The organism is Bradyrhizobium arachidis (genome assembly GCF_015291705.1).
GTDB lineage: Bacteria > Pseudomonadota > Alphaproteobacteria > Rhizobiales > Xanthobacteraceae > Bradyrhizobium > Bradyrhizobium arachidis.
The window spans coordinates 3,210,290-3,233,727 of record NZ_CP030050.1 but is presented as its reverse complement, the minus strand read 5'-3'; the positions used below and the strand labels follow the sequence as shown (position 1 = coordinate 3,233,727).

Genomic DNA, 23,438 nt, shown 5'->3' with positions numbered 1-23,438 from the left:
CTTACGAGTTCAATGCGCTGATATCCGCAACCAGCACGCTGCCGGTCGCGGACTCCGTGATATAGAGACGATCCTTGTTCGCGCCACCGATGGCGACATTGGTGCAGTTCGCGCCCGCGCAGGATTTGATCCGCGCGATCAATTCGCCATTCGGCGCGAACACGAAGACGTGGCCGAGCGAGGCGTGGCCGACGAACAGGCGTCCCTTGGCGTCCATGGTCATGCCGTCGGGGCCGCTGGTGCCGAACAGCGAGCAGAAGCGGCCGACCTTGGACACGCTGCCGTCCTTCATGAACGGCAGCCGCCACACCGCATTGTCGCGCGTCATCGCGACGAACAGCACGCTCTCGCGGGGATCGAGCACCAGCCCGTTCGGGCTGATGCCGGTGTCGATCAGGCAATCGAGCCGCCCGTTCGGTGCGAGCCGGTAGACGCGGCCGCTCGGATCATGCAGGCCGGTCTGGCCCTGATCGGTGAAATAGATGTCACCGTTGGAAGCGAGATGCAGATCGTTGCAGCCGCGGAAGGATTCTGAGTTACGCGCGGTCAGCACCGGCGTGATGCGGCCGGCCTTGGCGTCGAGCTCCATGATGCCATGCATGTAGTCGGCCACCAGGATGCGGCCGTCGGGCGCGATCTTCAATCCGTTCGGCCAGCCGTCATACTCGATCACAAGCGACCACGCGCCGCCGGGCGCAATCCGGAAGATGCGGCCGAACGGAATGTCGACGATGTAGAGATTGCCGTCCTTATCGAACGACGGCCCTTCGATGAAGCTATCGGTCGGCACACCCGGCCGGTTGGCATCGGCCCAATCGGTCCGCACGCCCTTGCGGCGGAATGTGTCGGGCATGGCGGAGAAGAGTTTTGCTTCGATCAGGCGCGGCGGCGTTTCCAGGTACATCATGGTTGTTATGATTGCTGAGAGGGGAAGTGCGGCAACATAGGGCACAATCGCGGGCGCGTCGATTGGAACGACGGGCATGGCTGCGTTGGCAAGATGGACTGCCGCGAGCCGCCAATCGGGCCCCGTCATCCTGAGGTGCGACGCGAGCGATGCGAACGCATCGAACGCGGAGCCTCGAAGGATGAAACGGCCCCGATGCAGCCGGGCCGTCTATCCTTCGAGGCCTCCGCTACGCTCCGGCACCTCAGGATGACGGGGATGGTTGCGTGCCAGCCGTAGGGTGGGCAAAGGCGCGAAGCGCCGTGCCCACGATCTCTTCGTTATTTCGGGTGATGGTGGGCACGCTTCGCTTTGCCCACCCTATGGCAGTCTTCGCTCGCCCGCCTCAAGCCGCGCGGACGGTGGCCAGGAACTGATCGACCTCACTGCCGAGGCGCTTGCTTTCGTCGAGCAGCGCGAGCGCCGCGCCGTGCACCTGGCCGGCGGCAGCGCCGGTTTCGGATGCGCCGCGCCTGACATCCTCGACGCTGGTGGAGACTTCGGATGCGCCCTGCGCCGCCTGCTGCACGTCGCGCGCGATCGCCCGCGCGGCGGCGCCCTGTTGTTCGACCGCAGCGGCGATCGAGGATGCAATGTCCGCCATGGATTCGATGGTGCCGCCGATCTCCTTGATCGAGTCCACCGACTGCCGCGTCGCCAACTGGATCTGCGCGACCTGACGGCCGATCTCGTCGGTCGCCTTCGCGGTCTGGCCGGCGAGCGCCTTCACCTCCGAGGCGACGACCGCGAAGCCCTTGCCCGCCTCGCCGGCGCGCGCCGCTTCGATCGTTGCATTCAGCGCCAACAGATTGGTCTGCCCGGCCACCGCCGAGATCATGCGCACGACCTCGTCGATGCGGTCGGCCGTCTGCGAGAGCGCATCGATCTGGCCGTTGGTCCGGCTCGCCTGCGCGACGGCAGCGAGCGCCACCTCATGTGACTGCGCGACCCGCCGGCCGACCTCGCCGACCGACGTCACCATCTCCTGGCATGCGGCGGCCGCCGACTGGACGCTCGCCGACGATTGTCCGGATGCGGCAGCGACCGTTGCGGATAAGGCATTGGTCCCCTCCGCCGTATTGGTCAATCCATTGGCCGCCAGCTCGATTTCGGACGAGGCCGCAGTGACCGCATTGACGATGCTGCCGACCGCCGCTTCGAAACGATTGGCAATCTCGAGCATCCCCTGTTTGCGCTGGGCTTCCGCGTCATGCTTGGCCTGCTCGCGGGCATCGGCCATGTGCCGGTTCTCGAGCAGCTTGTGATGGAAGACGGCGAGCGACGTCGAGATCTTGCCGATCTCGTCATGGCGCGCGACCTGCTCGATCGGACGGTCGAGATCGCCGTTCGCCAGATGCTCCATCGCCAGGACCATGCGGGTGAGCGGCGCAGTCAGCCGGCGGCCGAACCAGAATGCGACGACGATCATCACGGCAACCGTGACGGCGATGGACCAGACCACATAGCGCTGCACGACCGTTAGCTCATCGCTGACGGCCTCGAGGCGTTTGCCGGCCGCGGTCCTGACGGTCTCCAGATTGGGCCGCAGCCGATCGTAGATCTGGGCAAGATCCTCGGCTTCCTCGTTGAGCGTGCTCTGGCCGGCCATGAAGGCGAGGAAGCTCGTCTTGTAGCTGTCGATCAGCTTCTTGATCTCGGCCTTGGCGTCATCGGGCAGATCGGATTTGCCAAGCTCGGTCAGGAATTCTCCGACGCGCTTGCTCAGTTCGTCGCCGTATTTCTCGTCGCCGCGCAGCATGAAATCCTTCTCGTGCCGCCGCATCATCAGCATGAGAACGGACAGCCGCGGCTGGTCGAATGTCTTGAGCTTGCTCTCGACCGAATGCACGGCCGCGCGCAGCTTGCCCTGCAACCCGTCATTCTCGTTGAAGCCGACGAGCTTCTGGGCGGAGACCACATTGGCGAAGCGTGTGTTGTAGCTGGCGATGACGGGGCGGAACGACAGCGCCTTGCGCAGCGGATCGTCTTCCGCAAGCGCAGCGGCGATCTCTTCGACTGCCGCCAGATGGCCGGTCGCCGCGCGCAGCGTCTCGTCATGCGCGGCGACCTTCTTGTCGGTCGGCTTCTGCAGGAAATTGGTGGCGAGTTCGCGCCCCTGCAACAGGCTCTCGGACAGGCGCGCGGTTTCGGATTCCAGCTTGGTGAAGCGGTCGGCGGTTGCACGGCTGCGATCCTCGATCTGCCGGCCGGCGAGATAGATCACGCCCACCATGAGGACGCCGGTCACGCCCAACAAAAGCACCTGCGTGCGCAGGCCAAGGTGAAAGCTGTGCAATTGAAAAAGACGCGCCGACCGAAGTCTGCCAAACATGTGTTCCCAGCCCCGAAAGTATCAATTCGCAAAAATTGATCCATTCTAGCTGGAATTGCTTAACAGTCCGGCAACCACCGACCCCCGGTACGCCGTCGGCGCGTGGCCCAAGGTCCCCTTCCGGCCGGCGGACGGCCGAATTAGCCCGCCGCCCCCGCCAGCTTGGCTTGCTTCGCCGGTGCCTCCGTCGTTGCAATCAGGCGCTTCAGCTCGGGGATGCAGGAGCCGCAATTCGTGCCGGCCTTGAGCTTTGCGCCGATCTCGGCCGCCGTACGTGCGCCGGATGAGATAGCGTCACAGATGGTGCCGCGGCCGACGCCGAAGCAAGCGCAGACGATCGGGCCGGTCGAAGCGGCGCCCTCGCTGGACTTGCCCGACAGCAGCATGCGGCGCTGATCGTCCGTGACCTGGTCGGCGACGAACAGGCTCTTCACCACCTCCCAGTCGCCGGCGTCGTGAGCAGGGCCGACGAACAGGCAGGTCTCGATGCGATCGCCCGCGAACGCGGCGGCACGATAAACGCCGCCGCCGAAGTCGCGATACTCGGCGATGTCCTCACCGGCGACGCCCTCGAGCCAGGCCGGCCAGCGCGACAGATCGGCATTGTCTGCGAAGAGATAGCCGAAGCCGCCTGAGACCGTGACGCGGGTCCACAACAGGTTCTGCGGCAGGTCGAGCTGCTTGCGCGACAGCGCGAAGCCGCGGAAGACGTATTCATAGGGCGCGATTGCGGCCGGAGTGGCCTTCGATTCCGGCTGGCCCGAGAACGGATCGGTGAACGACTGAACCAGCGCGCCGACGCGGCCGTGCGAGGCGTTCATCGCGCTCCAGTGGATCGGCGCGAACAGCGTGCCGCGCTGCTGGCGCTCGCTGACGACCACTTTGAGGATGCACTGGCCGTAATCGGTGGTGATGCGGGCATAGCCGTCATCGACGATGCCGAATTTGCCGGCGTCGTCGGGATGAATCTCGACGAACGGCTCGGGCAGATGCGCACCCAGGCGCTGGCTGAGGCCGGTGCGCGTCATGGTGTGCCACTGGTCGCGGATGCGTCCGGTGTTGAGCCTGAGGGGACGCGACGGTCCGGTCTCGCCGCGCAGCAACGGCACCTCCGGCGCGACGAAGCGGCCCTTGCCGTCATTGGTGAAGAAGCCGCCTTGCGCGAAGAAGCGTTCGCCCGGTGCTCCGCCTTCGCGCACCGGCCACTGCACCGGCTTCAGGGCATCGAAGCCTTCGTCGGAGAGCGACGTCAGCGCGCCGATGTCGAAATCGCGACCGCCATTGTTCTCGAACGCCGAGAGCGCGGCATGCTCGCGGAAAATATCGGCGGCGGATTTGTAATTGAAGCTGTCGCCGAAGCCGAGACGTTTTGCGGTCTCGCTCAGGATCCACCAATCCGGCCGCGCCTCGCCCGGCGCCGGCAGGAACGAGCGCTGGCGCGAGATGCGGCGCTCGGAGTTGGTCACTGTGCCGGACTTCTCGCCCCAGGCGAGCGCAGGCAGCAGCACGTGCGGGCCAGCCTCCACCGTGTCGTTGGAGAGCACGTTCTCGGACACCACGAACAACTCGAGCTTCTTCAGCGCCTCGCGGACGAAATCCGCATCGGGTAGCGACACCGCGGGATTGGTGCCCATGACCCACAGCGCCTTGACCTCGCCGCGGTTGATTGCCTCGAACAGCTGCACCGCCTTCAGCCCCTCATGGGTGGCGATGCGCGGCGCGTTCCAGAACCGCCTGACCCGGTCGATGTCCGGCGGCGTGAAGCCCATATGTGCGGCGAGCATGTTGGCGAGACCACCGACTTCGCGCCCGCCCATCGCGTTGGGCTGACCGGTCAGCGAGAACGGCGAGGCACCAGGCTTGCCGATGCGACCCGTCGCGAGATGACAATTCAGGATCGCGTTGACCTTGTCGGTGCCCTGCGCCGACTGGTTGACGCCCTGCGAATAGAGCGTGACGACCCTCTCGGTGTCGCGGAACATCTTGAAGAACGTCGCGACATCCTGCTCGTTGAGGCCTGTCGCGAGCGCGGTCGCGGCGATGCTGCCGGCGATGTTGCGCGCGCGCGCCAGCGCATCGTCGAAACCGCTGGTGTTCTGCGCGATGTAGTCCTTGTCGAGCGCGCCATTGTCGGCGAGATGGACGAACAGGCCGGAGAACAGCGCCGTGTCAGCGCCGGGCTTGAGGCCGAGGAACAGATCGACGTCGCTTGCGGTGTCGGTGCGGCGCGGATCGATCACGATCATTCGCGCGCCGCGCTCCTGGCGGTTCCTGAGCATGCGCTGGAACAGCACGGGGTGGCACCAGGCTGCGTTCGAGCCGACGAACACCAGCAGATCGGCCTGGTCGAGATCCTCGTAGCAGCCGGGCACGGTGTCGGCGCCGAAGGCGCGGCGGTGGCCGGCGACCGAGGACGACATGCAGAGCCGCGAATTGGTGTCGACGTTCGCGGTGCCGACAAAGCCCTTCATGAGCTTGTTGGCGACGTAATAATCCTCGGTGAGCAGCTGGCCGGAGAGATAGAATGCGACCGCGTCCGCACCATCGCGCGCCACGATGTGCTGCATGCGGTGCGCGACATGGTCGAGCGCATCGCTCCAGGCGACGCGCTCAAGCACGCCCTTGCAGCGGATCATCGGATAGAGCAGCCGGCTCTCGAGCCCGACGGTCTCGCCGAGCGCGGAGCCCTTCGAGCACAGCCGGCCGAAATTGGCGGGATGATCAGGATCGCCCGCGATCGCAGCGCCGCCCTTGCCGTCCGGCGTTGCCAGCACGCCGCAGCCGACGCCGCAATACGGGCACGTCGTTCGGGTCGCGCGAAGGTTTGGATCGATCGCCGTCATGTCAGGCCGCCTCCATCAAGCCGCCTTGGACGGAAGCGCGAGCGTGCGGCCGAACATCATGTCGGTGCGGATCGCCGCGACCTTGTCGCGATTGCGGATCAGCTCGAGATACCACAGCGCATCGACAGTATCGCCGATCAGCACGGCGCCGGTCAGCCGGCCGTCGGCGATGACGAGCTTCTTGTAGGTGCCGCGCCTGCGGTCGGTCAGCACGAGGCTCTCGCTGCCCTCGCCACCCATGAAATCGCCTGCGGAGAACACGCTGACGCCCGAGACCTTCAGATTGGTCGAGACCACACTGCCCTGATAGGCGGCGGGCTTGCCGGCGAGATGCCGAGCCAGCACCCGCGCCTGCTCGTAGGCGGGCTCGACCAGGCCATAGCAGGTGCCGCGATGCTCGGCGCATTCGCCGAGCGCGTAGATGTCGGGGGACGCCGTCTGCATCTCGTCGTTGACCACGATGCCGCGGTTGACGGCGATGCCGGCGTCCCTGGCCAGCGCGATGTTCGGCTTGATACCAGCGGCGAAGATCACGGCATCGGCCTCGATGCGGCTGCCGTCGGCGAGCTCGACCGCCTCGACATGGCCCTCGCCATGAATGCGAGCGGTCGAGGCGTTGAGCAGGATGCGGATGCCCTTGCGCTCGACCAGCGTCTTGAGCAGATCAGCGGCCGGCCCATCGAGCTGGCGCTCCATCAGCCGGTCCATCAGATGCAGCAGCGTCACGGGCGCGCCGGCCTTGGCGAGACCGTAAGCGGCTTCGAGTCCGAGCAGGCCGCCGCCGACCACGACGACGCGCTTCTTCGCGGCTGCAAGCGTCAGCAGCAGGTCGACGTCACGGGTGTCGCGAAAGGTGTGCACGCCGGCAAGATCAGCGCCCGGCACGTTGAGCCGCAGCGGCGTCGAACCGGTCGCGAGCACCAGCTTGGAATATTCCATGCTCTCTTCGCCGGCGATCTTGAGCTCGCGGCGGCCGGTGTCGATCTCGGTGACGCGGTAGCCGTAGCGCACGGTGACGCCGCGATGGCGCCACCAGTCCGCCGGCCTGAGCTCGATCTCGTGCGAGCCGGTCTCGCCGGCCAGCACGGAGGAGAGCAGCACGCGATTGTAAGCGAGCCGCGGCTCCTCGCCGATCACAGCGACCGCGTAGCGGCCGAGCGCGGTCTTGGCGAGCTCGTCGACCAGACGAGCTGCCGCCATACCGTTACCGACGATGACCAGCGGTTCACTCACAAGGCATCTCCTATTCGGCAGCCTGCGCCTGCGCGCCATAGGCCTCGGAAATCATGTAGCCGGACAGCACACCGTAGGCGTCGGTCCAGGCGGCGGCGAGCTCGGGCGTCCAGGCCTCGCCAAGACCCTTCTCCAGGGTCCACAGCAAGGTCGCGCCGACCACGGGATAGTGCTCGGCCTTGGCGCCGTAAGCGACGTGGCGCTTGGCGAGCGCAGAGGCCGCGGGAAGAATCGTCTCGAGATTCGACAGGCCGTTGACGACGGCAGCGAGCATGCCCATCAGCTTCTTGCGCTGCTCGGTCATGTCTTCAGGAAACATCGCGCGCACGGACGGCGCCACTTCGAACAGGCGGTCGTAGAACAGTTTTGAGGCTGCTTCCGAAATCGGTGCGACCTTGGAAAAGCTTTGCTGCACGAGGGCGATCTGCTGAGGCGTCATGATGGTCTCCTGTCTGTTTCGGTCTGCCTTTGTCCGCGCCGTTGCGAACAAGGTTCATGGGTCAAACGTCATCAGAGCGGCTTCTCCCCGCGTACGGAGAGAAGCGATTTTCATACCAAGTATTAGACCCTTGCTTCCGCAAGGCTCGGCGCGCCTTCGCCCTGCGGGCTGCGACGCAGGTAGAACCACCAGGTCAAAGCCAGGCACGAGGCGTAGAAGCCGAGATAGATCGCGAGCGCGAGCTGCGGACCGCCGGTCAGGGCGATCGACTTGCCGAAGCCGCTCGGGATCAGATAGCCGCCGACGGCACCGACCGCGCCGATGAACCCGACCGCCGCACCGCTCTCGATGCTCGCCGTCTTCAAGGCAGCCGCACGCGCGACGTCGCCCTGCCCGCGCACCCTGAACAGGTTCTGCTCGCGGAAGATCGAGGGGATCATGCGGTAGGTCGAGCCGTTGCCGATGCCCGTGGTCACGAACAGGATCAGGAACATCGAGAGGAAGCCGACGAAATCCTTCTGTCCGACGAAATAGACCACGCCGACGGTGGCGCCCGCCATCACGATGAAATTCCAGAACGTGATGATGGAGCCGCCGACCTTGTCGGCAAGCCAGCCGCCGAACGGACGGGCCAGCGAGCCGACCAGCGGACCGAGGAAGGCGATCGAGATCGTCACCGACGGAAACAGCGTCTTGAGCAACAGCGGGAACGCCGCGGAGTAGCCGATGAAGGATCCGAACGTGCCGATATAGAGATACGCCATGATCCAGGTGTGCTTGCGCTTGACTACCGCGAGCTGGTTCTTGATCGACGATTTCGCCGTGGTGAGGTTGTTCATGAAGAACACCGCGCCAAACACCGCGATCGCGATCGGCAGCACCCACATCAGCCCGGCGTTCTGGAGGAAGATGCCGTCGACGGGGGAAGCCTGGAACAGGTTGATGACGGCGAGCGTCATCAGGATCGGGGTCAGGAGCTGCACGCTGGAAACGCCGATATTGCCGCCTGCAGCGTTGAGGCCGAGCGCCCATCCCTTCATCCGGTCAGGGAAGAAGAAGGAGATGTTGGTCATGCTGGAGGCGAAGTTGCCGCCGCCGAGACCGGCGGTCGAGGCGACCAACAGCATCAGCCAGAACGGCGTATCGGGCTGGCTGACGAAGTAGGCGAGCGACAGCGTCGGAATGAACAGGATCGCCGCGCTGAAGATGGTCCAGTTGCGGCCGCCGAAGGTCGTCACCGCGAAAGTGTAGGGAAAGCGCATCAGGGCGCCGATCAGGCCCGGCACCGCGACGAGCTGGAACAGCTGGTCGGTGGTGTAGTGGAAGCCCGCCTGCGGCAGCTTGGTGGTGACGATGCTCCAGATCAGCCAGACCGAGAAGCCGATATGCTCGGCCACGATCGACCAGATCAGGTTGCGTCGCGCGATAGTCTTGCCAGTCGCATTCCAGAACGCCTCGTCTTCGGGGCGCCAGTCTGAAATCCAAGTAGGATTCTTCGTCATTGAGTATCCCTTCCAGGCTCACCGCTGCGTCGTTGCAGGCTCAGCCTCCGGTCACGGAGGCACGCTCCGGGGCTTCTCCCCGGTGGCGAGTTCACGATGCTGATTGATGATGTTGAGGGACGTCGTCGTTGGCGTCGGAAAAGGTGTTTCAATTTCCGTGCCAATTGCGCGCACGCTGGAAACACAGGGATTTCAGGACGTTATTCGCATTGCCCGAAATCTTCGCAGGGCTTTTCCGCACGCTAAATTTGCGATTCGCTCAATCCTTGTGCGGCGCACAAGGATTGAGCTTGATGTCAATTATTTAGGCGCGCTCGTCTCGCGCATTAACCTTTGGTTTACGCGGCCTCTACGAAGCGATGACGCTCGTAGAGGAATTCGAGGACGCGCTGCCGGCACTTCAGATACGTCGCGTTGGTCGCAAGCTCGAGCCGCTTGCGCGGCCGCGCCAGCGGCACGTCCAGCACCTCACCGATCCGTGCGCTCGGCCCGTTCGTCATCATCACGATGCGGTCGGAGAGCAGCACGGCCTCGTCGACGTCGTGGGTGATCATCAGAATGGTGTTGCCGAGCTTCTGATGCAGCGCCATCACCGAGTCCTGCAAATGCGCCCGCGTCAGCGCGTCGAGCGCGCCGAACGGCTCATCGAGCAGCAGCACCTTCGGCTCCATCGCCAGCGCGCGGGCGATGCCGACACGCTGCTTCATGCCGCCGGAGATTTCCGAGGGACGCTTGTCCCTGGCATGCGCCATCTGCACCAGGTTGAGATTGTGCATCACCCAGGCGTCGCGCTCGGCCCTGGTCTTGGTCCTGGCGAAGACCTTGTCGACGCCGAGCTTGACGTTCTCGTAGACGGTGAGCCACGGCAGCAGGCTGTGGTTCTGGAACACCACGGCGCGATCGGGCCCGGGCGAGTTGACCTCACGGTTCTCCAGCAGCACGCCGCCGGTGGTGGCACCCGTCAATCCCGCGATGATGTTGAGCAGGGTCGACTTGCCACAGCCGGAATGGCCGATGATCGAGACGTATTCGCCCTTCTCGATCGTGAGACTGATGTCCTTCAGCACCTCGGTCGTCGCCGCGCCGCGGGTGAAGATCTTGTCGATGTGATCGAGCTTCAGATAGGCGGTCATTTGCCCTTCTCCCTCAGTTCTGCGCGGTGCCGCGGGTGACGATCTTGCCGAGGCTCGCGATCAGGCGATCGAGCACGAAGCCGACGATGCCGACATAGAACAGCGCCAGGATGATCTCGCTGATATGCGAGGAATTCCAGGCATCCCAGATGAAGAAGCCGACGCCGACGCCGCCGATCAGCATTTCAGCCGCGATGATGGCGAGCCAGGACAGCCCGATGCCGATGCGAAGTCCCGTGAAGATGTAGGGCGCCGCCGCCGGGATCATGATCTTGGCGAAGAACTCGAGCGGATTGAGCTGCACCACCGCCGCAACGTTGCGATAGTCCTGCGGAATGTTGCGGATGCCGACCGCGGTGTTGATGATGATCGGCCAGATCGAGGTGATGAAGATGACGAAGATCGCCGACGGCTGGCCGTCGCGGAACGCGGCGAGCGAGAGCGGCAGCCAGGCCAGCGGTGGAATGGTGCGCAAGACCTGGAACAGCGGATCGAGCCCGCGCATCGCCCAGACCGACTGCCCGACCAGCACGCCGAGCGCGATGCCGGCGATCGCCGAGAGCGAATAGCCGAGCGCGACGCGCTGGAGGCTGGCGGACAGATGCAAGAACAGGCCCTTGTCGATGCCGCCATGGTCGAAGAACGGATCGAAGATCAACTCCCTGGTGTCCTTGAACACCTTTGACGGCGGCGGTAGCGCAGAGCCTGCACGGCGGCAGACCAGCTCCCAGACCAGCGTCAGCAGCGCGATCACGACCAGCGGCGGGATCACGCGCACGGCGAGCTCCCGCGCCATGCGCGCATAGCTCTCCGCGCGCGGCGGACGCTTTGGCGTCATCGCGACGACTGGCGCAATGGTCGCGGCAGGCGTCGCGGTCTCAACCTCAATCTTCGTGGCAGGCATGTTCATCGAAATCCCTCTCCGGCTTTCCGCAAGGACGATGCGGCCGCCCGAAGGCGGCCGCGAGGCTCCATCAGACTTCGACGCGCTTGATCGCGAGCGACTTCAGATAGGCAGCCGGATTTTCGGGATCGAACACCTTGCCGTCGAAGAAGGTCTCCTTGCCGCGCGAGGTCGAGGCCGGGATATCGGAGCTAACCACGCCGAGCGTCTTCGCCGCATCCTTCCAGAGGTCCTCGCGGTTGACCTTGGCGATCAACGCCTTGGTGTCGAAGCCGGGCTCGTACTTGCCCCAGCGGATGTCCTCGGTGAGGAACCAGAGATCGTGGCTCTGGAACGGATAGGAGGCCTGGTCCTTCCAGAACCGCATCTGCTGCGGCGAGTTGTCGACGACGCGGCCGGTGCCGTAGTCGAACTTGCCCTTCATGCGGTCGGTGATGTCCTCGACCGGGCAGTTGATCCACTGGCGCTTGGCGCAGATCACCGCGGCTTCCTCGCGGTTCTCCGCCTTCTCGGCCCATTGCTGGGCTTCCATCACCGCCATCAGCAGCGCCTTCGCCGCCTTCGGATATTTGTCGACCCAGGCCGCGCGCATGCCGAACGACTTTTCGGGATGCTTGTCCCAGAGCTCGCCGGTGGTGATCGCGGTGTAGCCGATGTCCTGATGGATGAGCTGGAGATTCCAGGGCTCGCAGACGCAGAAGCAATCCATGGTGCCAACCTTCATGTTGGCGACCATCTGCGGCGGCGGCACCACGATGGTTTCGATGTCCTTGTCCGGATCGATGCCGCCAGCGGCGAGCCAGTAGCGGATCCACAGGTCATGCGTGCCGCCCGGGAAGGTCATTGCGGCCTTCACCGCCTTGCCGCCGGCCTTCTTCTTCTCGAGCGCCGCCTTGAAGGGCGCGGTGTCGATGCCGACCTTGAGGTCGGCATATTCCTTGGCGACCGAGATGCACTGACCGTTCAGGTTCAGCCGCGCCAGGATGTACATCGGCGTCGGCTGGTTGTTCTGCGTCACCTTGCCGGCCGAGATCAGATACGGCATCGGGGTGAGGATATGGGCGCCGTCGATGCCGTTGCCTTCGGAGCCGAGCACGAGATTGTCGCGCGTCGTGCCCCAGGACGCCTGCTTCTGCACCTCGACATCGGGCATGCCGTATTTGGCGAAGATGCCCTTCTCTTTCGCAACGAACAGCGGGGTCGCGTCGGTCAGAGCGATGAAGCCGAGCTTGGCGCCCTTGACCTCGGGGCCTGCATCCTGCGCGAAGGCGCCGGCGGGGAAATTCAGCTTGGCGGCGGCGAGAAGAGCGACGGTCGAGCCGGTGGCCTTCAACAATTGACGGCGGCTCAGGCCCGAAGGCTGGCGGGTGCGCTTGGTCATAGGCAGTGTCGTCCTTTGCATCGTTGCAGAATTGTTGGCGTCAGTGCGCGCGAGCAGCCCGTCCGTGGGATTGCGCCGGCTTTGGCGCATGCGGACGCATGGCGGGGGAGACCCCCGTCTGGTGGCGTCAGCAAATCGGATGAGAAGTCTCGCGGGACGGCTTCAATGGCGTCGACATGGAACTATTCAAGCTTCATGCCAAGCCCACGATGGCAAAAAGCCATTCTTGTTGAATGGGTTATAGGCTCTGCGCCAGCCTGCCGCAGGCGAGATCCGCTCGCCGAATTTGCGGCTTGCTCAATCTTTGTGCGGCGCACAAGTCTTGTGCAGTCGCTTATGCAAGAGGCCGGCGGGCGTCCAAAGGCGCGATCCAATGGCGCGCCATCGCACTGATATCACTCGGCTTTCAGAATTCTCGCGCTCGGCACGCAACTTGCTTCTATCTAGGTGTCAACGAAGACTGCGGCTTGCCGCATTGCTGCGGCCTCTGGCGGCCGCAAGAGGAAGCTCAACTTGCTTCGCGGCCCTTCTCGGCTCAGTCGTCGTGACGCGATTCCCAGGGCTTCCAAATCTCCCAACTCTCGTGCGCGGCAGGCCACCCGCACGGCCAATGACGTTCAGCCGCTCTCTTGCGAGAGCGTCGATCTCACTTACGAAGCAAAAGGAACCATTGATGTCGTATCTCGCGCCTTCGGAATTCGTCACCAAGATGGTGGATGCGGGTGAGTCCAAGATCTTCATGTCCACCCGGGATACGGTCATCCGCGCCTATATGGCTGGTGCCATTCTCGCCCTCGCCGCCTGGTTCGCCGTCACCATCAACGTCAACACCGGCCAGCCGCTGGTCGGCGCACTGTTGTTTCCGGTCGGCTTCGTCATGCTGTACCTGCTGGGCTTCGACCTCCTCACCGGCGTGTTCGTGCTCTCGCCGCTCGCCCTGATCGACAAGCGCCCCGGCGTCACGTTCGGTGGCGTGCTGCGCAACTGGGGCCTGGTCTTCCTGGGCAATTTCGGCGGCGCCTTCACGGTCGCGTTCATGATGGCCTTCGTCACCACCTTCGGCTTCACGCAGGACCCCGACAAGATCGGCACCGCCATCGGCAATATCGGCGAAGGCCGGACGCTGGGTTATGCCGCGCATGGCGCGGCCGGCATGGCGACGCTGTTCATGCGCGGCATGCTCTGCAACTGGATGGTCTCGACCGGCGTTGTCGGCGCCATGATCTCGACCTCGGTCCCCGGCAAGGTCATCGCGATGTGGATGCCGATCCTGGTGTTCTTCTACATGGTGTTCGAGCACTCGGTCGTGAACATGTTCCTGTTCCCGTCCGGCCTGATGCTGCACGCGAAGTTCTCGATCATGGACTATCTGATCTGGAACGAGATCCCGACCGTGCTCGGCAATCTCGTCGGCGGCCTCGCCTTTACCGGCATGACCCTTTACGCCACGCATGTCATGACCCTGCCGAAGCGCCAGCCTGGCAAGGTGACGCCGCCCCGCGTCGCGGCCTGATCGCAGGCACCTCAACAAGAGAGCCTCGCCCGGTTAGGGTAAGGCTCTCTTCGCCTTGGTGACGACGATGACGCGCGGACTCCTGATTTCGATCGGCCAGCACTCGGACAAGGGTCGCAAGCCCGTCAACCAGGATTTTCACGGTGTCCTGATTCCGGACGAGCCGCTGCTCAGTCTGAAGGGCATTTCAGCCGTCCTCGCCGACGGCATCTCCAGCAGCACGGTGAGCCAGATCGCCAGCGAGTCGGCGGTCAAGAGCTTCCTGATGGACTATTACTGCACGTCGGAATCCTGGACGGTGAAGACCTCCGCCCGCCGCGTGCTGGACGCGACCAATTCCTGGCTGCACGCGCAGACGCGCAAGAGCCAATATGCCTATGACCGCGACAAGGGCTATGTCTGCACGCTGAGCGCCATGGTCATCAAGGCGACCACCGCGCACATCTTCCATGTCGGCGACTGCCGCATCTACCGCCTCGCCGGCAAGGCGCTCGAGCAGCTGACCGACGATCACCGCATCATCGTCTCATCCGAGCAGACCTATCTCGGCCGCGCGCTTGGCATCAACCCGCAGCTCGAGATCGACTACCAGGCGCTGGAGATCGAGGCCGGCGACACTTTCCTTCTCGCGACCGACGGCGCCTATGAATTCGTCGACCCGCGCTTCGTCACGAGCGCCATCAACGAGCATGCAGGCGAGCTCGACGCCGCGGCGAAGGCAATCGTCGAGGAAGCCTACCGGCGCGGCAGCGACGACAACATCACCGTGCAGATCCTGCGCATCGACGCGGTGCCGCAGCGCGAGCCCTCCGGCATCTTCAATCAGACCTCGGAGCTGCCGCTGCCGCCGTTGCCGGAACCGCGGGCGATGTTCGACGGCTACAGGATTGTCCGGGAGATCCACGGCAGCAGCCGCAGCCACATCTATCTTGCCGTCGACGCCGAGACCGAGCAGCCGGTCGCGCTCAAACTGCCGTCGATCGACCTGCGCGACAACGCCGCCTATCTGAAGCGCTTCCTGATGGAGGAGTGGATCGCGCGCCGGATCGACAGCCCGCATGTGCTCAAACCGCTCTCACAATCGCGGCGGCGCAGCTATCTCTATGTCGCGACCGAATTCGTCGAAGGCCAAACCTTGCGGCAGTGGATGACCGACAATCCACGTCCCGATCTCGAGACCGTCCGCGGCCTCGTCGAGCAGATCGCCGCGGGCCTGCGCGCCTTCCACCGCATGGAGATGCTGCATCAGGATCTCAGGCCAGACAACATCCTGATCGACAAGACCGGCACCGCGAAGATCATCGACTTCGGCTCGGTCAGGGTCGCAGGCGTCGCCGAGGCCGCGCCGCCAGACGAGACCGACGATATCCTGGGAACGGTCCAGTACACCGCGCCGGAGTATTTTCTCAGGCAAGGCGGCTCGCCGCGCTCCGACATGTTTTCGCTCGCCGTGATCTGCTACCAGATGCTGACGGGCAAGCTCCCCTACGGCACCCAGGTCGCCAGGATCCGGCGCAAGGCGGACGTGCGGCGGCTGAAATACCGCCCGGCCGATGACGACCGCAACGTGCCCGCCTGGGTCGACGGCGCGCTGCGCCGCGCGCTGCATCCCGATCCCTACAAGCGCCACGAGGACCTGTCCGAATTCGTCTACGAGCTGCGCACGCCCAATCCGGCCTATCTCGACACGCGGATCACGCCGCTCCTGGAGCGCAGCCCGCTGATGTTCTGGAAGCTGACCTCGGCGGTGCTTGCCTGCGCGGTGGTCGTGCTGCTGGCGCTGCTGCACGCGCGCTAGGGCCGCGGTCCACCGCGGCCGAGACGTCGGGGGTGTATCGTGCCGGCGCGCTGCGTCAGGCGGCGCGCTGGCTGCGTCGCGAGGAGAGATCCGGGCAGAGCACGAGCTTGCCCTCAAGACCGCCAGCCTCGAGGCGACGGTGCGCATCGGCGACCTCCTCGAAGGCGATTCGCTCGGCAATGCGCGGCCGGATGGCGCCGCTTGCCAGAAGCACGAACAGTTGCTCCAGGTCCTCCTTGAACCAGGTGGGATGCCGCGCCCGCATGGCATTTACCGAGTAAAAGCGGGCTCGCTTGCCGCCGGGCAACAGTCTCCACAGGTAAAGGCGCGCGATCTCCATCAAGATAGGAAGCATTCGACGCTGCGCCTGCACGCTCGCCGAAAAGCCGATGGCACAGAGCAGGCCACCTGGCTTGAGCGCCGCGTATGAGCGGCGATAGCCGTCTTCGCCAACGCCGTCGACGATGACGTCGAACCCACCCGGCACAATCCGCGTGAAGTCCTCATGCTGGTAGTCGATCGGCGTTGCCCCGAGGTCATGGACGAGCGCCATGTGCTCGCGGCGTACAGTGCCCCACAGCTCGAGACCGGCCAATCTCCCGAGCACGAGCAACGCCTGGCCGACTGCGCCGGCGGCGCCGTGCACGAGCACACGTTGGCCGCGCCGGACCTTGGCCGCGCGGTGCAGAAGCTGGTGCGCGGTCGTCCAGCTCAAAATGAGCGCAGCCGCTTCAGCCGGGTCGACGTCCGCCGGCACGCGGGCCACGTCGTTCGCCTGAAGCGTCCGATAATCGGCGTTGGACCCGACCACGGTCATGTCGGCCACGCGATCGCCAATCCGAAAATCGTGCACGCCTTCGCCGAGCTGATCAATTGTCCCCACCACGTCGTAACCCATCACGAACGGCGGCCGGAGGCGCATCGTTTGCGGATATAGATGGCGCCTGATCAACACCTCGGTGTAGTTGAGGCTCGACGCGAGTACGCGAACGCGCACCTCGCCCGAGCCAGCGGTCGGCAGGGGAGCGTCGATAACCTCCAGTCTCTCGGGATCACCGAAGCGGCTGACCTGAACAACTCGATTGCGCTGCTCGATCATGGCCCTCTCCATGCAGTGCCGCCATTCAGCGCAAGGACGGTCAGAATGCCGCCGGGCCGGAGAAATGGAATTGATCCAGATCAAGCTTGCGGCTGCACTCTTTGGAATTCTCCTCTAGCCAAATGACCAACCCGGTTGTTTGGCGTCATCATTTGCTCATTGGAGGGGAAAATGCCTGCAGTCATAATGCAGTTCGTTTCGCATCCAAGACCCGGTAGTGATCTTGCGACCGTCTTGCAGCTGGCAAAGGAGGCCGCGTCACTTTGGAAGAAACACGGGGCCGATGTCAGCTATTGGTCGGTGATCGGCGGCGAGATCGGAAACTATGCCTTCGTCGCTCGCTTCGATAGTGTAGAAGCTTATGGGCGCACCTTAGCATCACTGGGTGCCGATCCGGCTTTTGTTGAATTTCAAGCCAAGCGGCTCAAGGCCGGGCAATCGGATTGGGTACGCTCCAACGTTGCCATCCAAGTCGATCTTTGACAGAGCGCCTTCTCTCTCAAATGCGAGACCGCCCTCGGGCGGTCTCTTGCTGCGCGGCCGATGTCGAGCGTTGGTCCAACGCGGATATCGCGTGAGATCGCCGCGGGCCTGCGCGCTTTCCGGAGCGCAGCCCGCTGATGTTCTGGAAGCTGACCTCGGCGGCGCTTGCCTGCGCGGTCATCGTGCTGCTGGCGCTGCTGCACGCCCGGTAGGGCTCAGACTGATCAAGCCGCTGACGTCAGCTTCCAGCTGGCTAGACGATGGGCAGCGACGACGAGCTGTCTTTTGCCCAGACGTTGAACGTCGCTTCCCATTCGGCTATTTCGCCGCCGCGCATGGTGAGGAGCTCAATTCCACGCCCCTGCATCTTGCGGCCGTCTCGCCCGTCATCCCATTCCCCCACCCAGGAGCACGCAATTACATTGCCCGATACCGCGCGCAGTCGTTTCTTCAGCCGGTAATTCTTCTGACGCGCAAAACGCGCGAGCAGAAACTTCTCGAGCGGCGGCCTGCCACGTGTTTCGCGAAAGTCCGCAAACCTGACCACGACATCCGCGGCAAAGGTCTTCATCACGCCGGCGATATCGCCCGCACTCATCAATTGCTGGGCACGATCGAGCACTGCCTCAGCGTCCTGGAGGGTAAGCTGGCTGTTTTGAGATTCTGTCGGCATAGGCGCTCCTCGTAGCCCGGCTGATGCGGCCGGATGGCAGCGCAATCCTAGCGGACTCGAACTGACAGATTCCGTCAGCAGCAGATCAGGCGAGTTCGGGCAATCCCTCGATTTCCCGCCATTCCTTCACGAGTGCGTGGCGGCGTCTCGGATAGGCCTCTCCGGTCTCGATGAACGCCACGATCCGGTCGGTACGGAATTGCCGATAGCCCTCGCGCAGTTCGCACCACGCCGCAAGCAGTCGCACCGTCGCGCAAAAGGTAAGAAGGATCGGCCATATCCTGCGTTCGGTCAGCACGCCCACTTCGTCGCGGTAATGGATCCACAGCTTGCGCTCCAGCCGGATGGCGTCCCGAACGAGTGCCATGTCGACGCTCTCGGCTCCGATCCATTTGACGGGACCTGCAACAACGCCGGAGGCGTTGGCCTCATTGCTTCTCTCCGCAGGCAAGACCGCTGCTATCTTCGCCAATGCGTTGCGCGCGGCCTTCGTAAGCGCAGCGTCCGCGCTCCGCTCCACCATCTGCGAGCCGAGCGCCAGCGCCTCGATTTCGTCACGCGAGAACATCAGCGGCGGCACCGTGAAGCCGGGTCGAAGCACGTACCCGACGCCGGCCTCGCCCTCGATTGGCGCGCCTCTGGCGGTCAGCGTCTGTATGTCGCGATAGATAGTTCGCAGCGAGACGCCGAACTCATCGGCGAGTTGCGCTCCCGCAACCGGACGTCGCCGGGTTCGAAGGAACTGGATGAGTTCGAGGAGCCTCTCGGACCGGGACATTTTGGACAATCCTCCAAGGCGGCCGAACCACGCCGGCACGCCAATAGCGCAGATCGCGCGCCTCGGGAGCGCTGAGCCCTCACGCCGGCTCCGCCGCCTTCACCCCGAGCGGCTTCGGCGCCATGCCGCCGCCGGGCTTGAGGTGGAATTCGTAAGTCATCAGGTGCCACCGCCCGTTCGCCTTGGTGCCGTCGGGCATCTCAGGCTCGTTGCGCGGCTCGACCTTGGCGACGAGGTCGTCCTTGACGCCGAACACCACGTCGGAATCGAGATATTTGTCGCCGTCCATGAAGACGTGGGTGATCAGCGGTTCATAGCCCTTGGCGTTGACCAGGAAGTGCACATGGGCGGGACGCATCGGATGGCGCTTGGTCTGCATGATCATCTCGCCGACCGGGCCATCGGTCGGGATCGGGTAGCTGCACGGCAAGATGGTGCGGAAGAAGAAGCGGCCGTCGCCATCGGTGATGAAGCGCGCCCGAGCGGAGGCGCCGACCTCGTCGTAGTTCGCCTTCTGTGAATCGTAGAAGCCGTCGTCATCGGCGTGCCAGACGTCGACGGGGACGCCCGCGAGCGGCTGGCCCTTCAGATCCGTGACGCGGCTCTGCACGAACATCCGCTCGCCGGTCTGGTTGTTCGGCGAGATATCGGTGCCGTGCGCAGTCACCTTGTGCTCGCCGACATAGAACGGGCCGAGCACAGTGGTCTGGGTGGCGCCGTCGCGATCCCTGTGGTTGACCGCATCGACCAGCATGGAGACGCCGAGCACGTCGGACAGCAGGATGAACTCCTGGCGGGTGTCGGTGCATTTCTGCCCCGTCCGGGTCAGGAAATCGATGGCGTATTCCCATTCCTCGAAGGTGAGACCGGTCTTGCTCACGTAATCGTGCAGCGACTTCACCAATTCCTGGAGCAGGAATTTCGCCCGCGGATTCGGTGTGCTGTCGAAGCTCTTGACGACGGCTTCAGTGAGTTCGGTCTCGTTGAACTGGGTCATAAGCGTTTGCCCTCGCGTTTTTCTCGTTGGCCCGGGTGGGCTCGTTGGAGGCGTTCCAGGGCGGAGCCTACACCAATCGGCGGGGCCGCGTTAAGCGCAACCGGCTTGGAATGGGGGCGCCATTTGGCTATCAACATCCGACAAAACTGCCCGGAGGAACTTGATGCTCGCGCCCACCCCCGCCTCGCCCGAATCCGTCGGCATGTCCAAGGCCGCGCTCGACCGCGTCGATGCGCATCTGAAGCGCCGCTACATCGATGCCGGCCGCTTCCCTGGCACGCATCTGTTGGTCTACCGCCGCGGCAAGGTCGCGCACTCCTCGGTTCAGGGCTTTGCCGATCTCGAGCGCAAGCTGCCGGTCAAGGACGACACCATCTACCGCATCTATTCCATGACCAAGCCTCTCACCAGCATCGCGTTCATGATGCTGGTCGAGGAAGGCCTCGTCGCGATCGACGAGCCCGTCGCAAAATACATTCCGGAATGGAAGGACCTCGGAGTGTTCGTCGCCGGCACCGCGCCGGCGTTCCTGACCCGGCCGCCGTCCCGGCCGATGCTGATCGTCGACCTGTTGCGCCACACCGCCGGTCTCACCTACGGCTTCCAGCAGCGCTCCAATGTCGATGCAGCCTATCGCACCGAGAAGATCGGCGAGGTCGAGAAATCAGGCACGCTCCAGACCATGATCGAGGGCCTCGCAAAAATCCCGCTGGAGTTCTCGCCGGGCGAGTCCTGGAATTACTCGGTCGCAACCGACGTGATCGGCTATCTCATCGGCAAGATCTCGGGGATTCCGTTCGAGCAGTTCCTGAAGCAGCGCATCCTCGACCCGCTCGGGATGACGGACACCGATTTCCACGTGCCGGCCTCGAAGGCGCATCGTTTTGCGGCCTGCTACTCGGCCGATCCCGGCGGTGGCATGACCTTCCATGCCGGTCAGCGCCGCGAAGGGCTGACGCTCCAGGACGACCCGGCGACGAGCTCGTTCCTCACCCCGCCCTCCTTCATCTCCGGCGGCGGCGGACTGTGCTCGACGGTTGCCGACTATCTCACCTTCTGCCGCGCGCTGCTCAATGGCGGCGAGCTCGGCGGTGTCAGGCTGATCGGGCCGAAGACGCTGGCGCTGATGACGACCAACCACATTCCGGGCGGCCGCGCGCTGCCCGAGGTCTCGCGCTCGCTGTTCTCGGAGGCCACCTACAACGGCATCGGCTTCGGCCTCGGCTTTGCCGTCACCATGCGCCCGGCCGAGACGCTGATCGCCGGCAGCCCGGGCGAGTACAATTGGGGCGGCGCGGCCACCACCTCGTTCTGGATCGACCCGGCCGAGGAACTGATCACCATCTTCATGACGCAGGTGCTGCCGTCCAGCGCCTATCCGCTCCGGCGCGAGCTGCGCAGCATGGTCTATGCCGCGATCACCGAGAGCAATCTGTAGACCAGTGGAATCGATCCCGCGGCCGACGGACGCGGGATCGCACGATCAGAGCTCATTTGAGCATCTCCGGCACGATCAGGCGCGGCAGGAACAGCGACACGCTCGGCCAGACGATGACTGCCGCCAGCACGAGCAGCATCGGAACCAGCATGATCACCGTGTCCTTCAACGCATAGCGCAGCCTCACGCCTGCGACCGAACAGGCGATCATGAGACATAAGCCGTAAGGAGGCGTCACCAGTCCGAAGGCCAGCGACACGATCGAAATGATCGCGAACTGGACCGGATGAAGGTCGACGGCCTTGGCCAGCGGCTCCAGCACGGTGCCGACGATGATGATGGCCGGAATGGCGTCGAGGAAGCAGCCCACCACCAGAAAGCAGAAGGAGATGAAGAAGCCGGCGGTGACAGCGTCCATGCCCCATGTCGAGACGTTGGCCAGCAGCTCCTGCGGGATCCTGTAGTAGGCGAGCAGCCAGCCAAACGCGCTTGCGGTGCCGACGCAAAACAGCGCGACACCGGCTAGGCGCCCGGTGTCGAGCAGGGCCTTGTACAATTCGCGCGGCCCCGTCTCGCGGTAGAAGAACGCCGAGAGCGCTATGGAATAAAGCACCGCGACACAAGCGGACTCGGTCGCGGTGAACCACCCGAGCAGAATGCCGCCGACGATGATGAACGGCGTCATCATGGCCGGTATCGACTGCCAAATGGCGCATCGCATCTCGACCCAGGTCGCCTTCGGATAGGTCGGGTAGCCGCGGCGCACCGCATAGATGTGCACCGTGGCCATCTGCGCGCCTGCGATCAGCAGACCCGGCACGATGCCGGCCAGATACATCGCCGCAATCGAGGTCGAGATCAGCCCGCCCCACACGATCATGAGGATCGACGGCGGGATGATGACCGCCAGAACCGCCGACACCGCCGTGATGGCGATGGAAAACGAAAGGTCGTAGCCTTCCTTGGTCTGCGCATCGATGAAGATTTTTGACTGGCTCGCCGCGTCAGCCGTCGACGAACCCGAAATGCCGGCAAAGAAGACCGACAGCACGACGTTGATCTGCGCCAGGGACCCCGGCCAATGCCCGACCATCGAGCGCGACAACGCCACCAGGCGGTCGGTGATGCCGCCGATGCTCATCAGGTTCGCCGTCAACAGGAAGAAAGGCACCGCCAGCAGGATGAATGAATTGTAGGCATTGACGGTCTCCTGCGCGAGCGTCATCAAAGACAGACGCGGCTCGACCAGCAGGATCGGCACGCAGGCAAGCCCGAGCGCGAAGGCGACCGGCACGCGCACGATGAGCAAGCCGATGAAGACGCCGAACAGCACCACCGCAGCCTGTCCGGCTGAGAGTACATTGCCGCTCATCGCGGTGCCCCGACCAGAACGCGCATTTCATCGACGATCTGTTCGCCCGCAAAGACGATCCACGTCGCGCCGGTCAGGGGCCAGGCGACGTGAATTAGCCAAAGCGGCAGATCGGCCAGCTCCGAAGTCCTGTTCCAGGCAAAGCGGGTGAACTCGAGACCGGCCGACACGAACACCAGCGCCAGCGCCAGCACCCCGAGCCGCGCGAGGATCCGCACCGCAGCCTCCGACCGCCGTGCCAGATCGGGCCACACGTCGACCTCGAAATGTTGCGCTTCCCGCACACCGACCATGGCGCCGATCATGATCGTCCAGACGAACAGGAACCGCGCCATCTCCTCGGTCCAGATATAGGAAGGAATGAAGGGCGTGTAGCGCGAGATGATCTGCAGCGTCACGGGGACGACGAGAATGCCGACGCAGGCCGCAAGCAGGATTTCCAGCAGTTTCGCATATGCCGCCGTGACGCGACGCCACAGCGACGGTGGGGACGGGACGGGCATGTCGGACATCGGGACTCCGTGCGGCAACTCATGCGCCACGGCCGGGCAAGAAGCGGGGCTTGCCCGGACAT

General features: G+C 64.3%; 19 protein-coding genes. 4 read left to right on the top strand and 15 right to left on the bottom strand.

The window, feature by feature from the left end; all coding sequences use genetic code 11:
* Nucleotide 1: 1 nt before the first annotated feature.
* The 9 genes from WN72_RS14965 to WN72_RS14925 form a co-directional block, all read right to left on the bottom strand.
* Nucleotides 2-904: an SMP-30/gluconolactonase/LRE family protein gene (locus WN72_RS14965; protein WP_092214994.1), complete on the bottom strand. Its 903-nt coding sequence runs from the start codon at nt 902-904 to the stop codon at nt 2-4.
* Nucleotides 905-1,292: 388 nt separating this feature from the next.
* Nucleotides 1,293-3,194 (bottom strand): methyl-accepting chemotaxis protein, encoded by a 1,902-nt coding sequence (locus WN72_RS14960; RefSeq protein ID WP_167380743.1) that lies wholly within the window; start codon nt 3,192-3,194, stop codon nt 1,293-1,295.
* Between the two features lie 224 nt (nt 3,195-3,418).
* Nucleotides 3,419-6,121 (bottom strand): nitrate reductase, encoded by a 2,703-nt coding sequence (locus tag WN72_RS14955; protein ID WP_092214831.1) that lies wholly within the window; start codon nt 6,119-6,121, stop codon nt 3,419-3,421.
* 15 nt (nt 6,122-6,136) lie between these two features.
* Nucleotides 6,137-7,354, bottom strand: coding sequence for an NAD(P)/FAD-dependent oxidoreductase (locus WN72_RS14950; protein ID WP_167380742.1), 1,218 nt, complete (start codon nt 7,352-7,354; stop codon nt 6,137-6,139).
* Nucleotides 7,355-7,364: 10 nt separating this feature from the next.
* Entirely contained in the window at nt 7,365-7,793 is a 429-nt protein-coding gene (locus tag WN72_RS14945) for a globin family protein (protein WP_027558500.1), read from the bottom strand.
* 122 nt (nt 7,794-7,915) lie between these two features.
* Nucleotides 7,916-9,295, bottom strand: coding sequence for an MFS transporter (locus WN72_RS14940; RefSeq protein ID WP_027558499.1), 1,380 nt, complete (start codon nt 9,293-9,295; stop codon nt 7,916-7,918).
* Between the two features lie 338 nt (nt 9,296-9,633).
* A complete protein-coding gene (locus WN72_RS14935; protein ID WP_027558498.1) occupies nt 9,634-10,428 on the bottom strand; it encodes an ABC transporter ATP-binding protein in 795 nt (264 codons plus the stop codon).
* A 13-nt stretch (nt 10,429-10,441) separates the two neighbouring features.
* Nucleotides 10,442-11,338, bottom strand: coding sequence for a nitrate ABC transporter permease (ntrB, locus tag WN72_RS14930; protein ID WP_092214825.1), 897 nt, complete (start codon nt 11,336-11,338; stop codon nt 10,442-10,444).
* Nucleotides 11,339-11,402: 64 nt separating this feature from the next.
* Complete coding sequence (locus tag WN72_RS14925) at nt 11,403-12,713, bottom strand: CmpA/NrtA family ABC transporter substrate-binding protein (RefSeq protein ID WP_092214822.1); 1,311 nt, start codon at nt 12,711-12,713, stop codon at nt 11,403-11,405.
* Nucleotides 12,714-13,386: 673 nt separating this feature from the next.
* Here WN72_RS14925 and WN72_RS14920 point away from each other — a divergent pair.
* Both WN72_RS14920 and WN72_RS14915 read left to right on the top strand, forming a co-directional pair.
* Nucleotides 13,387-14,226, top strand: a complete 840-nt coding sequence (locus WN72_RS14920; RefSeq protein ID WP_027558495.1) for a formate/nitrite transporter family protein — start codon at nt 13,387-13,389, stop codon at nt 14,224-14,226.
* A 67-nt stretch (nt 14,227-14,293) separates the two neighbouring features.
* Nucleotides 14,294-16,024, top strand: coding sequence for a bifunctional protein-serine/threonine kinase/phosphatase (locus tag WN72_RS14915; protein ID WP_167380741.1), 1,731 nt, complete (start codon nt 14,294-14,296; stop codon nt 16,022-16,024).
* Between the two features lie 55 nt (nt 16,025-16,079).
* Here WN72_RS14915 and WN72_RS14910 read toward each other — a convergent pair whose 3' ends face one another.
* Entirely contained in the window at nt 16,080-17,123 is a 1,044-nt protein-coding gene (locus WN72_RS14910; protein ID WP_092214990.1) for a medium chain dehydrogenase/reductase family protein, read from the bottom strand.
* 171 nt (nt 17,124-17,294) lie between these two features.
* On the opposite strand from WN72_RS14910, the gene WN72_RS14905 reads away from it, so the two are divergent.
* Nucleotides 17,295-17,606, top strand: coding sequence for a hypothetical protein (locus WN72_RS14905; RefSeq protein WP_092214819.1), 312 nt, complete (start codon nt 17,295-17,297; stop codon nt 17,604-17,606).
* Between the two features lie 253 nt (nt 17,607-17,859).
* Here the strand turns inward: WN72_RS14905 and WN72_RS14900 are convergent, their stop codons facing one another.
* The 3 genes from WN72_RS14900 to WN72_RS14890 all read right to left on the bottom strand — a co-directional run bounded on the left by WN72_RS14900 (nt 17,860) and on the right by WN72_RS14890 (nt 20,054).
* Nucleotides 17,860-18,279, bottom strand: a complete 420-nt coding sequence (locus WN72_RS14900) for a nuclear transport factor 2 family protein (protein WP_092214816.1) — start codon at nt 18,277-18,279, stop codon at nt 17,860-17,862.
* Nucleotides 18,280-18,364: 85 nt separating this feature from the next.
* The gene (locus WN72_RS14895) at nt 18,365-19,057 is read right to left on the bottom strand and encodes a helix-turn-helix transcriptional regulator (protein WP_092214813.1); all 693 of its coding nucleotides are present in this window, start codon (nt 19,055-19,057) and stop codon (nt 18,365-18,367) included.
* Between the two features lie 79 nt (nt 19,058-19,136).
* Nucleotides 19,137-20,054 (bottom strand): dioxygenase family protein, encoded by a 918-nt coding sequence (locus WN72_RS14890; RefSeq protein WP_092214809.1) that lies wholly within the window; start codon nt 20,052-20,054, stop codon nt 19,137-19,139.
* A gap of 163 nt (nt 20,055-20,217) precedes the next feature.
* Between WN72_RS14890 and WN72_RS14885 the strand changes: the two genes are divergently transcribed.
* The gene (locus WN72_RS14885) at nt 20,218-21,492 is read left to right on the top strand and encodes a serine hydrolase domain-containing protein (RefSeq protein ID WP_092214988.1); all 1,275 of its coding nucleotides are present in this window, start codon (nt 20,218-20,220) and stop codon (nt 21,490-21,492) included.
* Nucleotides 21,493-21,544: 52 nt separating this feature from the next.
* Here WN72_RS14885 and WN72_RS14880 read toward each other — a convergent pair whose 3' ends face one another.
* Nucleotides 21,545-22,864 carry a TRAP transporter large permease gene (locus tag WN72_RS14880; protein ID WP_092214804.1) on the bottom strand — a complete coding sequence of 440 codons (1,320 nt, stop codon included), beginning with the start codon at nt 22,862-22,864 and terminating at the stop codon, nt 21,545-21,547.
* Entirely contained in the window at nt 22,861-23,376 is a 516-nt protein-coding gene (locus WN72_RS14875) for a TRAP transporter small permease (RefSeq protein WP_027558487.1), read from the bottom strand. The genes WN72_RS14880 and WN72_RS14875 overlap by 4 nt, the downstream gene beginning before the upstream one ends.
* Nucleotides 23,377-23,438 lie beyond the last annotated feature (62 nt).

What these genes read in the sequence shown, in the direction of transcription:
- WN72_RS14890 (WP_092214809.1), bottom strand. Translation starts at nt 20,054, where the DNA reads ATGACCCAGTTCAACGAGACCGAACTCACTGAAGCCGTCGTCAAGAGC.
- WN72_RS14905 (WP_092214819.1), top strand. Translation starts at nt 17,295, where the DNA reads ATGCCTGCAGTCATAATGCAGTTCGTTTCGCATCCAAGACCCGGTAGT.
- ntrB (WP_092214825.1), bottom strand. Translation starts at nt 11,338, where the DNA reads ATGAACATGCCTGCCACGAAGATTGAGGTTGAGACCGCGACGCCTGCC.
- WN72_RS14945 (WP_027558500.1), bottom strand. Translation starts at nt 7,793, where the DNA reads ATGACGCCTCAGCAGATCGCCCTCGTGCAGCAAAGCTTTTCCAAGGTC.
- WN72_RS14880 (WP_092214804.1), bottom strand. Translation starts at nt 22,864, where the DNA reads ATGAGCGGCAATGTACTCTCAGCCGGACAGGCTGCGGTGGTGCTGTTC.
- WN72_RS14885 (WP_092214988.1), top strand. Translation starts at nt 20,218, where the DNA reads ATGCTCGCGCCCACCCCCGCCTCGCCCGAATCCGTCGGCATGTCCAAG.
- WN72_RS14935 (WP_027558498.1), bottom strand. Translation starts at nt 10,428, where the DNA reads ATGACCGCCTATCTGAAGCTCGATCACATCGACAAGATCTTCACCCGC.
- WN72_RS14875 (WP_027558487.1), bottom strand. Translation starts at nt 23,376, where the DNA reads ATGTCCGACATGCCCGTCCCGTCCCCACCGTCGCTGTGGCGTCGCGTC.
- WN72_RS14955 (WP_092214831.1), bottom strand. Translation starts at nt 6,121, where the DNA reads ATGACGGCGATCGATCCAAACCTTCGCGCGACCCGAACGACGTGCCCG.
- WN72_RS14895 (WP_092214813.1), bottom strand. Translation starts at nt 19,057, where the DNA reads ATGTCCCGGTCCGAGAGGCTCCTCGAACTCATCCAGTTCCTTCGAACC.
- WN72_RS14920 (WP_027558495.1), top strand. Translation starts at nt 13,387, where the DNA reads ATGTCGTATCTCGCGCCTTCGGAATTCGTCACCAAGATGGTGGATGCG.
- WN72_RS14900 (WP_092214816.1), bottom strand. Translation starts at nt 18,279, where the DNA reads ATGCCGACAGAATCTCAAAACAGCCAGCTTACCCTCCAGGACGCTGAG.
- WN72_RS14915 (WP_167380741.1), top strand. Translation starts at nt 14,294, where the DNA reads ATGACGCGCGGACTCCTGATTTCGATCGGCCAGCACTCGGACAAGGGT.
- WN72_RS14910 (WP_092214990.1), bottom strand. Translation starts at nt 17,123, where the DNA reads ATGATCGAGCAGCGCAATCGAGTTGTTCAGGTCAGCCGCTTCGGTGAT.
- WN72_RS14965 (WP_092214994.1), bottom strand. Translation starts at nt 904, where the DNA reads ATGTACCTGGAAACGCCGCCGCGCCTGATCGAAGCAAAACTCTTCTCC.
- WN72_RS14925 (WP_092214822.1), bottom strand. Translation starts at nt 12,713, where the DNA reads ATGACCAAGCGCACCCGCCAGCCTTCGGGCCTGAGCCGCCGTCAATTG.
- WN72_RS14940 (WP_027558499.1), bottom strand. Translation starts at nt 9,295, where the DNA reads ATGACGAAGAATCCTACTTGGATTTCAGACTGGCGCCCCGAAGACGAG.